General features: G+C 68.5%; 16 protein-coding genes and 1 tRNA gene. 11 read left to right on the forward strand and 6 right to left on the reverse strand.

Translation table 11 applies throughout. From position 1 onward, the window contains the following. Window positions 1–24 precede the first annotated feature (24 nt). Window positions 25–495 carry a GNAT family N-acetyltransferase gene (locus ACYVOK_RS28975; protein WP_460665725.1) on the reverse strand — a complete coding sequence of 157 codons (471 nt, stop codon included), beginning with the start codon at window positions 493–495 and terminating at the stop codon, window positions 25–27. A 21-nt stretch (window positions 496–516) separates the two neighbouring features. Beyond that, on the reverse strand, window positions 517–1,905 hold the full coding sequence (locus ACYVOK_RS28980) for a UTP--glucose-1-phosphate uridylyltransferase (RefSeq protein ID WP_460665726.1): 1,389 nt from the start codon (window positions 1,903–1,905) through the stop codon (window positions 517–519). A 66-nt stretch (window positions 1,906–1,971) separates the two neighbouring features. Between ACYVOK_RS28980 and ACYVOK_RS28985 the strand changes: the two genes are divergently transcribed. From ACYVOK_RS28985 to ACYVOK_RS28995, 3 genes are read left to right on the forward strand one after another with little or no spacing between them, the layout of a single operon-like run. After that, window positions 1,972–2,538 (forward strand): 5-formyltetrahydrofolate cyclo-ligase, encoded by a 567-nt coding sequence (locus ACYVOK_RS28985; protein ID WP_460665727.1) that lies wholly within the window; start codon window positions 1,972–1,974, stop codon window positions 2,536–2,538. Then, the gene (locus tag ACYVOK_RS28990) at window positions 2,531–3,439 is read left to right on the forward strand and encodes a phosphotransferase (protein ID WP_460665728.1); all 909 of its coding nucleotides are present in this window, start codon (window positions 2,531–2,533) and stop codon (window positions 3,437–3,439) included. Before ACYVOK_RS28985 ends, ACYVOK_RS28990 begins: the two co-directional genes overlap by 8 nt. After that, entirely contained in the window at window positions 3,439–4,503 is a 1,065-nt protein-coding gene (locus tag ACYVOK_RS28995) for a serine hydrolase domain-containing protein (RefSeq protein ID WP_460665729.1), read from the forward strand. The genes ACYVOK_RS28990 and ACYVOK_RS28995 overlap by 1 nt, the downstream gene beginning before the upstream one ends. On the opposite strand, the gene ACYVOK_RS29000 is transcribed toward ACYVOK_RS28995, so the two are convergent. After that, on the reverse strand, window positions 4,504–7,041 hold the full coding sequence (locus ACYVOK_RS29000; RefSeq protein WP_460665730.1) for a penicillin acylase family protein: 2,538 nt from the start codon (window positions 7,039–7,041) through the stop codon (window positions 4,504–4,506). 187 nt (window positions 7,042–7,228) lie between these two features. Between ACYVOK_RS29000 and ACYVOK_RS29005 the strand changes: the two genes are divergently transcribed. The 3 genes from ACYVOK_RS29005 (at window position 7,229) to mscL (ending at window position 9,139) form a co-directional block, all read left to right on the forward strand. Then, window positions 7,229–7,543 carry an FmdB family zinc ribbon protein gene (locus ACYVOK_RS29005; RefSeq protein ID WP_460665731.1) on the forward strand — a complete coding sequence of 105 codons (315 nt, stop codon included), beginning with the start codon at window positions 7,229–7,231 and terminating at the stop codon, window positions 7,541–7,543. Between the two features lie 392 nt (window positions 7,544–7,935). After that, the gene (locus tag ACYVOK_RS29010) at window positions 7,936–8,553 is read left to right on the forward strand and encodes a CpaB family protein (RefSeq protein WP_460665732.1); all 618 of its coding nucleotides are present in this window, start codon (window positions 7,936–7,938) and stop codon (window positions 8,551–8,553) included. 184 nt (window positions 8,554–8,737) lie between these two features. Next, window positions 8,738–9,139 carry a large conductance mechanosensitive channel protein MscL gene (mscL, locus tag ACYVOK_RS29015; protein WP_460665733.1) on the forward strand — a complete coding sequence of 134 codons (402 nt, stop codon included), beginning with the start codon at window positions 8,738–8,740 and terminating at the stop codon, window positions 9,137–9,139. A gap of 56 nt (window positions 9,140–9,195) precedes the next feature. Here mscL and ACYVOK_RS29020 read toward each other — a convergent pair whose 3' ends face one another. Genes ACYVOK_RS29020 through ACYVOK_RS29030 form a run of 3 tightly spaced genes read right to left on the reverse strand, consistent with a single transcriptional unit; the run spans window position 9,196 to window position 10,536 of the window. Further along, complete coding sequence (locus tag ACYVOK_RS29020; RefSeq protein WP_460665734.1) at window positions 9,196–9,702, reverse strand: GNAT family N-acetyltransferase; 507 nt, start codon at window positions 9,700–9,702, stop codon at window positions 9,196–9,198. 16 nt (window positions 9,703–9,718) lie between these two features. Further along, window positions 9,719–9,859, reverse strand: a complete 141-nt coding sequence (locus ACYVOK_RS29025; protein ID WP_460665735.1) for a hypothetical protein — start codon at window positions 9,857–9,859, stop codon at window positions 9,719–9,721. Beyond that, the gene (locus ACYVOK_RS29030) at window positions 9,856–10,536 is read right to left on the reverse strand and encodes a hypothetical protein (protein ID WP_460665736.1); all 681 of its coding nucleotides are present in this window, start codon (window positions 10,534–10,536) and stop codon (window positions 9,856–9,858) included. Before ACYVOK_RS29030 ends, ACYVOK_RS29025 begins: the two co-directional genes overlap by 4 nt. Window positions 10,537–10,710: 174 nt before the next feature. Between ACYVOK_RS29030 and ACYVOK_RS29035 the strand changes: the two genes are divergently transcribed. The 5 genes from ACYVOK_RS29035 to ACYVOK_RS29055 all read left to right on the forward strand — a co-directional run bounded on the left by ACYVOK_RS29035 (window position 10,711) and on the right by ACYVOK_RS29055 (window position 14,313). After that, window positions 10,711–11,313 carry a hypothetical protein gene (locus ACYVOK_RS29035; RefSeq protein ID WP_460665737.1) on the forward strand — a complete coding sequence of 201 codons (603 nt, stop codon included), beginning with the start codon at window positions 10,711–10,713 and terminating at the stop codon, window positions 11,311–11,313. A 257-nt stretch (window positions 11,314–11,570) separates the two neighbouring features. Next, window positions 11,571–12,083 (forward strand): SigE family RNA polymerase sigma factor, encoded by a 513-nt coding sequence (locus tag ACYVOK_RS29040; protein WP_460665738.1) that lies wholly within the window; start codon window positions 11,571–11,573, stop codon window positions 12,081–12,083. Beyond that, window positions 12,080–12,685: an META domain-containing protein gene (locus ACYVOK_RS29045; protein WP_460665739.1), complete on the forward strand. Its 606-nt coding sequence runs from the start codon at window positions 12,080–12,082 to the stop codon at window positions 12,683–12,685. The genes ACYVOK_RS29040 and ACYVOK_RS29045 overlap by 4 nt, the downstream gene beginning before the upstream one ends. A 134-nt stretch (window positions 12,686–12,819) precedes the next feature. Beyond that, on the forward strand, window positions 12,820–14,079 hold the full coding sequence (locus ACYVOK_RS29050; RefSeq protein ID WP_460665740.1) for a S1 family peptidase: 1,260 nt from the start codon (window positions 12,820–12,822) through the stop codon (window positions 14,077–14,079). 158 nt (window positions 14,080–14,237) lie between these two features. After that, window positions 14,238–14,313, forward strand: a tRNA-Arg gene (locus ACYVOK_RS29055). The last annotated feature ends 57 nt before the right edge of the window (window positions 14,314–14,370 follow it).

Consider the following 14,370-nt stretch of genomic DNA (forward strand, 5'->3'; position numbering starts at 1 on the left):
CTAATCCAAGGGCGCCGCCGGGTCTCAGCCGGTGGATTCGGGGTGGTTCCCCCAGGTCATCCGGATGTCGGGGGCCTTCTCCTCGTTCCCGGCTCCCGACGTACGGCGTACCTCGGTGAAGCCGTGGCGAGCGTAGAACGACTGCGCCGCGGTGTTGGACTGGAAGGTCCACAGCGCCAGACCGCCGGGGCGGAGGTCCTTCGCGAGGTCGACCAGGGTGGATCCGATGCCCTGGCCGTGCGCGTCCGGGTCGACGTACAACTGGTCGAGATCGTCACCGTCGAGGGTCAGCACGGCGACGATCCGGCCGTCGTCCAGCGCGACCCAGGTCTGCGCGTCCGGCAGGAGTACGTCGGCGAACCAGGTCGCGACCTCGTCGAAGGTGTGGATCGCGGGCGGCAGCAGCGTGCCGTCCGCGTGCCGCGACCGCCACCACAGCCGGGCCGCCTCGTCGGTGTCGTACGGCTCCATCGGCCGGATCAGCAGGTCGTCCACTCGGTCCCCCAGTACGAAGCGTCAGCCGCGGAGCTCGGCGCCGTCCGGGATCTCCCGCCGCTCGCCGTCGGGCGCCGTGATCTCGACGTCGCCGATCACGGTCACATCTTTGCCGAAGGCAACGTCGCCGCGCACCTCGAGCCGGTCGGCGCGGACCAGCGACGGCGGCCCGGCCGGGAACCGCGCCTCGAAGTCGGCCAGGATCTTGAAGTACTCCGGATCCAGGTCGACGTACGGCTCGTCGCCCTCGTGGGTCGTGGTCAGGTCACCGGAGTCGGTCAGCTCGTACACGTCGGAGCGCAGGACCAGCAGGTCGTTGGTCGTCTTCACCGGCTTGAACCGGCTGCGGTCGACCAGCACCGCCTGCGAGCCCTCGAAGGTCTCGATCGCCGTCCCCATCCCGGTCTCCAGCTGGATCACCTTCGGCGAGGACGGGTCGGCCGGGTCGACGGTCTTCTTGTTCACGATGATCGGCAGACCGAGGATGCCGTCGTGCCCGTCCATCAGCTCGGCCAGCCGGTCCAGATCGATCCACAGGTTGTTGGTGTTGAACGTCTTGTGCCGGGTGATGTCCTGGAAGGGCTTGGTGTCCTCCTCGGCGACCTGGGCGCTGTCCCGCAGGATCAGCCGGCCGTCGGACTTGCGCACCGCGACGTGCCCGCCCTTGCGGTCCGACCTGGTCCGGCGGCAGACCTCCATCCCGAACGGGACGTCGTGCTCGGCCATCCAGGCCGCGATCCGGCCGTCCGGGGTGGCGCCGAGGTTGTCGGCGTTGGAGATGAACGCGTGCCGGAACCCGTGCTCGCGCAGTGCGCCGAGGGTGCCGGAGGCAACCAACGCGGTGAACAGGTCGCCGTGGCCGGGCGGGCACCAGGCCAGCTCCGGGTCGGCCGGCCACTCGGCCGGCGTCAGGTCGTCGGCGAGCAGCTTGGGCTCCATGTTCTGCAGGAAGTCGAGCGGGATGCCGTCGACCCGCAGGCCGTCGTACTCGCTCAGGATCTGCAGCGACTCCTCCTTGGTGCGGAAGGAGTTCATCAGCACCAGCGGCAGCGGTACGTCGTACTCCTTGCGCGTACTCAGGATCTGCCGGGCGATGATGTCGAGGAAGCTCAGCCCGTCCTTGACCGGCAGCGCCGACTTCGGCCCGGTGACGCCCATCGACGTACCCAGCCCGCCGTTGAGCTTGATCACGACCGTCTCGGCCAGTGCGGAGCGCATCGCCTCGGCGTCGAAGTCGAGGTGGTCCAGGTGCGGTAGGTCGCCGACCGGCTCGATGTCGTCCTCGCGGATCGTGCCCTGCTGGCCGGATTCGAGCAGCCGGTAGTAGTGCGTGAAGACGCGGATCGCGACGTCGGCGGCGCCGGCCGCGCGCATCTTCTCCTGCGCTTGTCGTAGACCTGCCTCACTCATGTGACAACCCTATGGGACTCGAGGTGATCGCCCTGTTATCCGCGTCACGCCGCATACGATCGGGCTGTGTTCCCGTCGAAGGCCGTGGCACGGCAATACCTGCTCGGTGCCCGGAAAGCCAGGCCGCATGCAGAAGACCTGCTGACGAGCGCCCGCTCACAGCAAGAAGTGCAGGAGGCGCGGCGGATCGCTCTGTACGTGTCGAGGGGTGCCGAGCCGCAGACCGGTGCCCTGATCGACTGGCTGCTGGCTGCCGGCCGTGAGGTGCTGCTGCCGATCCTGTACGCCGACAACGACCTCGGCTGGGGCACCGCACCCGGAGCCGCCGACCTGGTCCCCGGCCGACTCGGCCTGTCCGAGCCGCCGGTCGACCTGGGCCCGGACGCCATCGCCACCGCCGACCTGGTCATCTGCCCGGCGTTGGCCGTCGCACGCGACGGTGCGCGCCTCGGGCGCGGCGGCGGCTCGTACGACCGTGCTCTCGCCCGTGTCGGCCCTGGTACGCCGATCTGGGCCGCGGTGTACGACTCAGAGGTCTTCGACGCGCTTCCGTCCGATGAGCACGACCACCCCGTGCACGCGGCGCTGACGCCAAATCGGTTGATCGTCCTGAGAAGATCGCTGGATGACTGAGAACGCGGTACAAGCCGCCGCAACTGCCGGACGGCGCCTGGGCCTGACTGTCACCGACCCGACGGTTCTGTACGACGCGTTCTCCGTGGTGGTGCACCTGAAGCCGTCACCGGTGGTCGCACGGGTCCCGATGACTCTGCCGCCCCCGCTGATGGACCCGGAGGTCGCCGTACGACGGATGCAGCGGGAACTGGACGTGACCGGCTGGCTGGCGGAGCAGGGCAAGCCGGTGACCGCGCCGAGCCCGCTGGTACCGCGCGAGCCGGTGCGGCAGGACGGGTTCTCGATGACGTTCTGGCAGTACGTGGAGCAGGACAAGTCCGCCGAACCCGACTACATCGCCTGGACCACCCGGGCTGCCGAGCTGCACGCCGTACTGGCGTCGTACCCGGCTGAGCTGCCGTGGATGACGCCGCTGCTCGCCGTGCCGCGGGCTCTCGCCGAGCTGGAGGCTGTGCCGGGTCTGCTGGAGCAGGAGGATGTGGACCGGGCACGGGCCGAGTGGGACGTGCTGGGACCGATGTTGACGAGCCAGGCCGAGTTCGAGGCCGTCTTCCCGTCGGCGACGATCCAGACGATCCATGGCGACGCTCCGTCGTACAACGTGATCCCGACGGCCGACGGCGTGCTGTGGTCGGACTTCGAGGACGTGACGCTCGGTCCGCCCGAGTGGGACATGGCCGGGTTCGGTCCTGACCTCGGGAAGGTCTACAACGAGGCTGCGGAGGCTCTGGGGCGGCCGGTGCTGGACACCCGAGTCCAGCAGGTCATGGACACGGCGCGCGTGCTGCAGCTCATCGCGTGCACCCGGATGGTGCCGCAGCTGCCCGCGCTGGCCGATGCCATCCGGATGTTCGTGGGGCAATGGCGGGACACACCGTTGGCTGGTGGACTGGGCTGATGCTGAGCGAGTACGTCGACAACGGGACTCTGCCCGGACTGGTCTCCCTGGTGAGCCATGCCGACGAGACCCGAGTCGAGGTGCTGGGCCACACCGCCTTCGACGGTCCGCCGATGCAGCGGGACAGTCTGTTCCGGGTCGCGTCGTTCACCAAGCCGATCGTCGCGGCCGCGGCGATGATCCTGGTCGACGAGCTCCGGCTGTCCATGGACACGCCGGTCGACGACCTGCTGCCCGAGCTGGCGGATCCCGTCGTACTCCGTCATCCGGACGGACCACTGGACGACACCGTTCCAGCCGAGCGGCCGATCACGCTCCGGGACCTGCTGACGTTCCGATTGGGGCTGGGTGAGTCGGACAACCCGGCGATCCGGCAGCGGGAGGAGGAGCTGGGACTGCGGACGTTCGGACCGCCCTTGCCGCGGACTTCACTCGAGCCGGAAGAGTGGATGCGACGGTTCGGAACGCTGCCGTTGCAGTACCAGCCGGGTCAGCGGTGGATGTACTCGACCGGCTCGCACGTGCTCGGCGTCCTGCTCGCACGGGCCACTCGGCAGCCGCTGGAGGAGTTCCTGCGTGAGCGGCTGTTCGAGCCGCTCGGGATGCGTGACACCGGCTTCACCGCGTCGGACCCGTCTCGACTGACCACGGCGTACGTCGGTGAGGACCTGCTCGACCCAGCGGCTGGGAGCCAGTGGCTGGAGCCACCGTCGTTCCCGGATGCGAGTGGCGGGCTGATCTCGACGGCGGACGACTTCCACGCGTTCGCCCGGATGCTGCTGGCCGGTGGACACGGCATCCTGTCGCCGGCGGCCGTGGCAGAGATGACGACGGACCACCTGACGGCGGGACAGCGTACGGCGGCTGCCGACTTCCTCGGCCCGGACACCGGGTGGGGCTACGGGCTGTCGGTCAGCAGCGACCGCTACGGCTGGGCCGGCGGACTGGGCACACTCTGGTCGACCATTCCGGCGGACCGGACGATCTCGATCCTGCTCACCCAACGGGCACTGTGGACCTGGCCCGAGGGGTTGTTCGCGGAGACCGCCGCGCCGGCGTGGTGACTACGACTCCGGCTTGGTGAAGGTCACCGTGTGCTCGCGGGTCGCCTCGACGGCTCCCTTGGTGTACGCCCACGGCAGGGTCTCGCCACGCACCCACAGGTCTGTCTGGTCGGTGTAGTTGGACGAGAACGCGTGCCCGGACACACCGGTCAGGTTGATCCATCGCGACTTGTCGAAGTCGGACAGGTCGACGACCATCCGCATCGACGGGGTCGCGGTCACCGTGTAGCCCTTCGACGCGTCCCATGCGGTCGCGTTGACGATCGACGAGCCGCCACCCAGCTCGTACGGGCCGCGGTTGAACAGCTTCTCCACCACGCCGATACCGGACTTGCCGAGCGTCTGGTTGGTCAGTGTGAGCTGGTGCAGGCGGCCCCACTGCCAGTTGGACGGGTCACGCGCCATCTTCTGCGTGATCTCCTCCCGCGCGTCGACCAGCGCCTCCCGCAGGATGTCGTCACGGTTCTCGTGCTGCGGCGTACCGATGTTGTCCCACCAGGCGCTGTTCGGCTGCGCGAGCAGCGTGTGGATCACCTCGAACCAGCGGGAGCCGCCGTCCGGCCAGGCGCTCTGCGGGAGCTGGTCGTGGAACGTCAGCGCGAGCACGTTCCGCCAGACCACGTTGAAGTACGCCGCCGCCGCAGAGTCGGCCGGCTGGGTGAAGTCCCAGTTCCGCAGCGTGTCCTGACCCTGGCGTTCGAAGTCGTCGTCGATGGCGATCTGGAGCAGATGCGGCACCAGCATCTCGGCGGCCCGGTTCTTGGTGTCCAGCTGGATCGACGCCATCGCGTTCGCGTCCAGCTCCCCGGCGGCCTTGATCCGGTCGAGGATCTGCTGCGAGCGGTAGCCGTAGTCCCAGTCGTTGGTCAGGTAGTGCGTGTACGTCCGCGGCACCACGGCCTGGTTGGCGGTCACGATGATGCCGTCGGCCGGGTCGAACTCGGTCGGTAACGCATCGAACGGGATGTACCCGGCCCAGTGGTACTTCGGGTCCCAGCCAGGCACCGGCCAGTCGCCCCGGCCGGTCTTGCGGATCGGGATCAGACCGGGCGCCTGGTAGCCGATGTGCCCGGCGGTGTCGGCGTACACGAGGTTCTGCGAGGGGACCTGGAACAGCTGCGCGGCGGCCCGGAACTGGGTCCAGTTCTGGGCCCGGTTCATCGCGAACAGGGCGTCGGCGGTGCGGCCCGGGTTCAGCGCGGTCCACTGGATCGCGACGCCGTACGCCGTCGGGTTCTTGCCCTGCTTGGCGGCCAGCTCACCGGTCTCACGCTGGTCCTCGCCGACGTCCGAGATGAGCGGGCCGTGCCGGGTCTCGCGGACGGTGATCTTCACCGGCTCGTCCTGGCCGGCCACCTTGAACGTCTCCTCGCGGGTCGCCATCGCGCGCCACCTGTTGTTGTAGAGCACGTTGTTGCCGTCGATGCGCTCGAGGTAGAGGTCGGTGACGTCCGGGTCGAGGTTGGTGAAACCCCAGGAGATCGCGTTGTTGTGGCCGATCACCACACCGGGCAACCCGGAGAAGCTGAAGCCCGAGACGTCGTACGGGCAGGACCGGCTGACGGTGTTGCAGTGCAGGCCGACCTGGGTCCAGATCCCCGGCATGGTCGCGCCGAGATGTGGGTCGTTGGCCAGCAGCGGCTTGCCGGTGGCGGTGTGGTCGCCGGAGACGACCCAGGAGTTCGAACCGAGGCCGTCACCGCGGCCGAGGAGTTGCGGGAGACCCTTGGCCACCTTGTCGACGGTGTCGAGCGACTTGAGCAGGTCCTGGGTCAGCATCCCGCGGCGCGCCTCGGAGGCGATCGGCGCGGTGGAGAACTTGCCGTCCCGGACCGAGCCGGTGGCCATGATCGGCTCGTTCCGGCCGTACGGGTACGGCGGGTAGAGGCTCTCGATGTTGCGGGCCGAGTACGACGCGAGCAGCCTCGTCCGGGTGATCTCCTCGTCCATGTTGCCGCCGAGGTCCCACGCCATCGCCTTCAGCCAGGCCAGCGAGTCGGCCGCGGTCCACTTCTCCGGGACGTAGTTCCGCAGGCCGCCCGGCTGCAGCGACAGGACGGCGTACTCGAGGCTGAGAGCGGAGCCGCTGTGCGTGTCCAGGTACGCGTTCACGCCGCGGGCGTAGTCGTCCAGATACTGCCGGGTGGACGGGCTGAGCAGGCCGAGTTCCTTCTCCGCCACCCTGCGCCAGCCGAGCGTGCGGACGAACTTGTCTGTCTCGAGTGCGTCGGGACCGAACAGCTCCGCCAGCCGGCCGGACGTGACGTGCCGGCGGAAGTCCATCTCGAAGAAGCGGTCCTGCGCGTGGACGTACCCCTGCGCGGCGAACAGGTCGCTCGGGCGGTCCGCGTAGATCTGCGGGATGCCGTTCGCGTCCCGGATCACCTCGACGTCGGCTTCCAGACCGGTCAGCTCGATCGTTCCGTCGTACGTCGGGAAGGAATGGCGGACGACGAAGACGACGGTACCGGCGATCACCAACAGGACGGTGGCGAGGGCGATTCCGCTGATGATGACGACTCGAAGCAGGCGACGCACGGACCAACCGTAGAGAATCCCGCCGCCCGCCCCAAATGGGGTCCCGGACAACTTTGCGTAGCTCTGCGTCCGGTGGACAACCACGCTCGGTTGAGGTATCCCACGCCCGAGTTGGAATAGTTCGGGTTGCTGGAGCATTATTAGCAGTCGAGTAGTAGGAGTGCCAACGGCCTGAGAGGAACGAACCGTGCCGACGTACCAGTACCAGTGCACCGACTGCGGCGAGGCGCTCGAGGTGCGGCAGAGCTTCACGGACGACGCGCTGACCGTGTGCCCCGCCTGCCAGGGCACCCTGCGCAAGGTCTTCAACGCCGTCGGCGTCGTGTTCAAGGGCTCCGGCTTCTACCGCACCGACAGCCGCAACTCCGGCAAGGGCTCCGTCTCCACCAAGTCCGACTCGACCCCGTCGTCGACGACCTCGGACTCCAGCTCTTCGACCTCCACCGCGCCCTCGACGACCACCACATCGTCCCCCTCCACCACCAACACCAGCGCCGCCTAACCCCGAGCCCTCCCCCGGCCTGCCACCCACCCGGCAGGCCGGCTCTGCTCTCCCCGCCCCCACCTGCCCCTCAGTCCGCCCCCCGGGCCTGCCATCCCACCCGGCAAGCTGGCTCTGCTCGTCCCCGCCCGCACCTGCCCCCTCACCACCGCCCCACCTAACACGTCGGGTCAACGCCTCACAGACCTCCCACACCCAGCCCCACCGCACGGGCCGCACGGACGTCTCACCCGCGCCCCGGCGCCCGTCGTACCCGACAAGTCGGCCTGCGCCACCCCCTTCGCGGCCGCCGACCACCGGCACCACAGACAAGGCCTCCGGCCGCCGCAGCCGCCTCAAGCCATGTGGATAACTAACCGCTGGCCCAGCGAAAGACTCGTACTTTCTCTGGCATGAGAAACCCTTTCCGACCCCGCGACCTGTTGCGCGCCGTGAGGTGGCACCGCCGACTCCTAGCCGGCGTGGCCGCCGCGGCAGCCGTGTACTTCGCCCTCCAATCCCTCTCCCCGCCACCCCCACCAACCGTCGCCGTCCTGGCCGCCGCCCGCGACCTCCCCGGCGGAAAAGTCCCCGCCACCTCCGACCTCCGCACCCTCGACCTCCCCCCGAACGCCGTACCCGACGGCGCCCTCAAACCAGGTACCGACCTCACCACCCGCGTCCTCAGCACACCGGTCAGATCCGGCGAACCACTCACCGACGCCCGCTTCCTGGCCCCGGTCTCGGTCCCGGCCGGCTCCGTCGCCTACCCGTTCCGCATCGACGACGCCGACATCTCCGCCCTCCTCCGTGTCGGCGACCACATCAACCTCTACGCCGCCACCAGCACCCCAGCCGACTCCGCCAACCTCCTCGCCCAAGCCGTCCGCGTGGTCGCCCTCCCCTCCCCACGTACGACGACCTCCGGCGCGCTCATCGTGGTCGCCACCACCCCCGCAGTCGCCACCCGCCTGGCCCAAGCCGCCACCAACTCCAAAATCACCATTGCCCTCACCCCAGACACCAGCTAACGGCCCGCCCGAGCCAGGCGCCGAAGCGACGACCGCCCTCGTTCCGTCGACACCTCACCGGGTGGCGTCGTCCGATACCGATCACTTATCGGACACAACCGGGCACGATGCGTGTCGGCCCCGGCGCGGACGCTCGCGCTGACCAAGCGGTGGCTCTACGTTGTCGGGGAAATATCACCCGTCCATGGAGGCACCACACATGCTCAAGGGCTTCAAGGAATTCGTCATGCGCGGCAACGTGGTCGACCTGGCGGTCGCCGTCGTCATCGGCGCGGCGTTCGGTCAGATCGTCACCGCCTTGGTGGAGAACCTGATCAACCCTCTGATCGCGGCCGCCTTCGGCGAGCCGGACATCAGCAACGTCCTGACGTTCACCCTCAACAGCGCGAAGTTCTCGATCGGCGCGATCCTGCAGGCGGCGATGAACTTCCTGTTCGTCGCGGCGGCCATCTACTTCTTCATCGTGTTGCCGCTGAACAAGCTCGCCGCCCGCCGCGCCCGCGGCCAGGAACCCGAGCCCGACCCCCTCACCACCGACCAGCAACTCCTCACCGAAATCCGCGACGCCCTCCGCGAACGCCGCTGACCCACACCCGCCATCCCATGCCGACGACGCTGTCCGGCGTACTCACGCCATCTGAGTCAGATCCGGCGTGCGGCATCTGGTGAGGGCTGGCTGGGGTAGCGCATCCAGCGGTAGGGGATGGGTTGGCCGGCGTTCCATTCGTTCATTTCTTGGTGGGAGACGTCCGTGAAGCCGACAGCCAGATAGGTCTTGATCCCGACGGCGTTGTCCGGCCGGACCCGGAGGAAGATGTCCGGGTGGCCAGCCGCGACCGCCGGCTCGAGTAGTGCGCGCACCAACGCAACGCCGATTCCCCGGCCGCGTTGTGACGGATCGACGATGATCCGGGCGAGTTCGACCTCGTCCTCCTCGTCGTCGAGCCACACCTCGCCGTACCCGACCGGGTCCTCGCCGTCGTAGTACAGATAGGCCTGGATGTCAGGATCGGCCTTCCGCCAGCTCCCGATCAGCTCCTCGGGAAACGGGAACTCCTCGCGCCCGCACAGCAACGCCACTTCCTGTGCCGTCGTGGCCCAGCCGGCAACCAAACGCCCGTACTCCTCTGTGAACCCCCGAAGCTCCACGGCAGCTCCCAAGGCCTCACTCGTGGTGCGGCGGAACCTCGCGGAGGATGCGTTCGTCGTCGTCGGCGGCGGGGTCGCTGTCGCCCCAGGTCCGCGGGTCGTCATCGCGGGTCTGTTCCGGGAAGAGCGGCTCGTCGTCTTCGTACGGGCTCGTCATGGCTCAAGGTTACCCAGTCGCCGCGGCTGCCCGGTGTCGAGTTCGCCGTGCACAACACCCGGCGGCAACTGCTGCCCGGTAGCCGCCTGAAGTAGCGGCGCGATGCCCGGTTCGCCTTGCCAGCGGCCGTTTCCGAGCACGCACCACGCGGTGAGCACGGACAGCGTCGGCGCGGCCAGACCGGCGAGCCGCAGCGGCTCCGCGTTCTGGAATCCGAAGGTGACCATCCAGTTCGCCGGATCGGGATAGAACTCCTGCACCGCGCTGTAGTAGAAGCTCAGCCAGCCGCGCTGCGGCAACATGCACAGGATCCGGTAGTTCGTCACCACGGTCGGCACTTCCTGCCGGTCGCGCCACATCAGCTGCATGTCCCGCTTGGCCGCGGCCTTCCGGCTCGCGTTGATCGCCGCGTTCGCCGCCATCATTCCGAGGACCATGCCCGGTTTGCCGATGAACAGCCCACTGCTGTGGGTGTACCGGCCGCTGCCGCCGTACAGGCGAGCGTAGTGCGCCGGGGTGTTGACGTACGCGACCTCACCCGGCTCGAGGACGAGCCCGTAGATGGTGAGGGGCTGTGGGGTGTTGCCGGCCAGCAGCCAGCGGGCCCAGTCGATGCCGAGTTGCCACTCGTCGCGTTCGCGCTGCGCCGTCGCTGCGTCGTTCTTCTTCCGGCCCACGGGAGGTCATCGTAATCCGGACCTGCCAGAGCGCGCGTGTTACAGGTGTGCCTCGGTTGCCGCACGTTCTTCCTGCATGACTGGAACGACGCGCCGCCGTGATGCTTCTGGCACGCGGGACGAGACGCCGGTCGACCATCATGGGTGACCTCGCCAACCCGGAAGGACCGAGTCGTGAGTGCATTACGGACACGGGGCCTGATCGGTGCGACGCTCGTCGTGGCTGTACTCGGAGTTGCCGCCGCCTGCGGTGATGAGAGCGCCACGTCCCCGCCCGCCGCCCAGCCCACGGATACCCCGACCAGCAGCACCACCCCTTCGCCGCCCACCCCCAGCGGCACACCGAGCATGGACTGCCCCGACACCATCGCGTCGGTGCGTACGGCAACCGACAAGGTTGTCTGGGGCAAGGGCGCGGCAACGTCGCTGTTCCAGCCCGTCAGCGTGACGATCTGCCAGTACGACGCCAAGGCGTCCGGGCAGGACTACGCGACAGTCCACACCAAACGCAACGCCAAGCAGGCAACGGATCTGTTCGCCCTGGCGAACACTCCGAAGCCGGTCGCGAAGAAGCCGGCGTTCTGCACCAAGGAGCTAGGCCCCACCTACGTACTGCGGTTCACCGACAACGACCGCGGGGTCCTCTCCTACACCGTGGAGGCATTCGGCTGCCGCCGTCTGGTGGCGACCTCCCTCGAAGGCCAGGGCAAGCCCGGTGAACTGCCGGCCCCCCGCCAGGTGACACCCGAGCTGATCAAGTCGCTCGGCCTGCGCTGACCCTGCGCTGGACGCGCCCCCCGAAGCCGTCCGGGCCGGGTCAACCCGCGCCTGCCTTGCGGGTCCCTCCCTGAGGTCGACCCGCAAGGCAGGTGGCGGCTCTTGCCACAAGCATTGGACGCTGCAGCATGTGCATGCGAAGTACGGCCTTACCTGTTGGTCTGAGACTCAACTGTGTGTGAATGGTTGCAGCACCCTGCACACCTCGATGCGTCTAATAGATGTGAGGTGTTCTACGCCCAGCCGGGGAGTGGCGAGTGGAGTTCGAGGAGTACGTGTCCGCACGCGGACAGGAACTGGTGCGGCTCGGTTTCACCGTCTCCGGCGACTACCAGCGAGCGGAAGACCTGGCCCAGATCGCGTTGATGCAGGCGTTCAAGTCGTGGCGGAAGGTGCGCAAGGCGGACGATCCGCACCACTACGTCCGGCGGATCCTGATCAACGCGTATCTGTCGATGACGCGGCGGAAGTCGTTCACCGAGGCACCGACGGCCGAGATCGACCCGCCGCACACGGTGCCCGATCCCGCCACCGACATCGTGAACTCCGACGACCTCTGGCGAGCACTCGCCGAGTTGTCGGCCAGGGAGAGGGTCGTGCTGGTCCTGCGCTACTACCAGGACCTCGACGACCAGACGATCGCCGACGTGCTCGGCATCAAACCGTCCTCCGTGCGGGCGACCGCCAGCAGGGCGCTCGCCACCTTGCGGCGGCGTCGTGTTCCTTCTGGGGCAGGCAGTCCCACCATGCGTGATGAGAGGTTGTCGTGAGCAACACCGATCTCGAGGATGACCTGCGCGGTGTCTTCGACCGCGCCGCGGCGACGGTGCCGCCGGCCACCGGCCTGACCGAGCGGGCGACCGCGGGTGCACGGAAGGCCCAGCGCCGTACCTGGATCATCTCAGGAGCCGCGGCCGTGGCGGTCGCCGGCATCGCCGTCACCGTGTTCAGCCTGGGCGGCGGCCCGAGCGCCTCGGAGCAGCCACCAGTCGCGGGCGCTCAGACTCCGGCCGCGTCGACATCGGTCCAGGCCCCGCTCTCGGCTTCGAACGTGTCCGGGACGTGGCAGCCGGTCCAGATGGTCGGCGTGAGTTCGCTGAAGGCTCCGCGGCCGGACGACCCGGTGCTCGTGCTGCGCGCCGACGGGACCTGGACCGGTTCGGACGGCTGCAACGGACTCCAGGGAACGTATTCGATCGGCCAGGACGGCGAGTTCACCGCAACGGCCGGCCCGCAGCGGTTGATGGGATGCGACAACGTGCCGCACACCGCCGTACTGAAGGATGCCGCCCGGGTCACTCTCGACGGCGACACCCTGATGTTCCTCGGCGGCGACGGACGTGAGCTTGCGAGGTACGCTCGCGCACGGTAATCGAACTTGTTCGCCGAGAGTGATCAACTCTTGACTGAGTGGAGTCCCTGACCGGAGGATGGACGCGGCCGTCCACCGATCTGGGGAGCTACGTGCGACTCTCAGTTACTGTCCCGCTGCTCACTTTCGGCTCGATGTCACTCATCGCGGTCGGTCTCACGGCCACCGCGACGCCTGGCGCTCCGGTCGCCTCGACCGCCGGTTCGGCGTGCTCGCACGGCCAGCCGAGCGCGAGTTCCGTCCAGTCGAAACGGCTGGCGCAACCGACGTCCGCGTCGGATCCGCGGCCGCTCGGCGAGGCCCTCGGCGACGGCATCGCCATCGCCGTACGGTCCCTCGAACCGCTGGACGCCACCGGCCGGCCGAAGTCCGGGCTGCCCTACGGCCTGAGCCAGGGTGTGATCGGCGTCGTCGGTTCGGCCTCGACCGGGTACAAGGTCGTGGTCGACAACTCGATGCTGGACTCGCGCCGCTACGAAGCTGCGATGGCTCGGCACGTCCCCGCGGCCGGCAAGCAGATGGTCGGCATCGAACGCAGTTGCCGCTCGGCCCGCGAGATCGCCGACGCCTGGAACGCGGTCGGCGCCCGCTCCTGGTCCGGCGACGCGACCCGTACGACGTTCGCCGCCGATCTCGACCCAGTCACCGAAGACATCATCATCGAGTACGACAAGGCGACGACATCGGCCGCGTCGCTGGAGGGGTTGCGCCGCCTGTCCGGCGTACGGCTCGTCGAGAGCTCGCTCACCCGCACGTCCCGCCTCAACGACACCCCGAAGGGTGGCCACTGGGGTGGCGCCCGGATCACGTCGGCTCTGAAGAACTGCACTGCGGGCTTCTCCGTCGTACGACGTTCCAACGGCCAGCGCGGGTCAGTGACCGCCGGACACTGTGGCGGCGTCGGGACCGTGTGGAAGTCGGGTAAGAACTACTACGGCACGACGACGGTCAGGAAGAACTACCCCGACTACGACCAGGCTCTTCTGACCGGCAGCACGTACGGCTCGAAGATCTGGACCGACGGCCCCGGCGACTCCGCCGACACCCGCACAGTCCGGGGCGGAGCCGACCCCGGCGTCGGCACGGTCGTCTGCCAGTCCGGCAGCTTCAGTACGTCGCTCTGCGGCATCACTGTCCGCTCGACGTCAGCGAAGTACTGCGACAACGACGGCTGCACCACCTACGTCATCCGCGCGACCCGCGGTGGTCAGATCGCCATCATCGGCGGCGACTCCGGCGGCCCCGTCTACACCCGCTCCGGCTCCAGCGCCGCCACCATCCGCGGCACCACCTTCGCCGGCTCCGGCTGCGCCTCCTCCCGCTGCACCACCCTCTACGCCGAGCGCTACGCCTCCATCACCGGCCACCTAGCCGTCACCGCCCTCACCGGCTAACAGCCAGACCTCCGACCGGCCGACTGGATGCCCGCACGCCTGACAATGGATGGCGACCGGTTCACGGCGGATACCCAAGAGGCTGACGATGAATCCCCGACCGGCCAACAATCGATGCCCGCCTCCCCCGCCCCCTCCGCTAAGCTGTCCCCGCGTGCGCCCCCGTAGCTCAGGGGATAGAGCGTCGGTTTCCTAAACCGTGCGTCGCAGGTTCGAATCCTGCCGGGGGCACCATGTGATGTCTCAGGACATCGGCGACAGGTGAACCCACGATTTGTGGGTTCACCTGTT

It is taken from the genome of Kribbella swartbergensis (assembly GCF_054784135.1).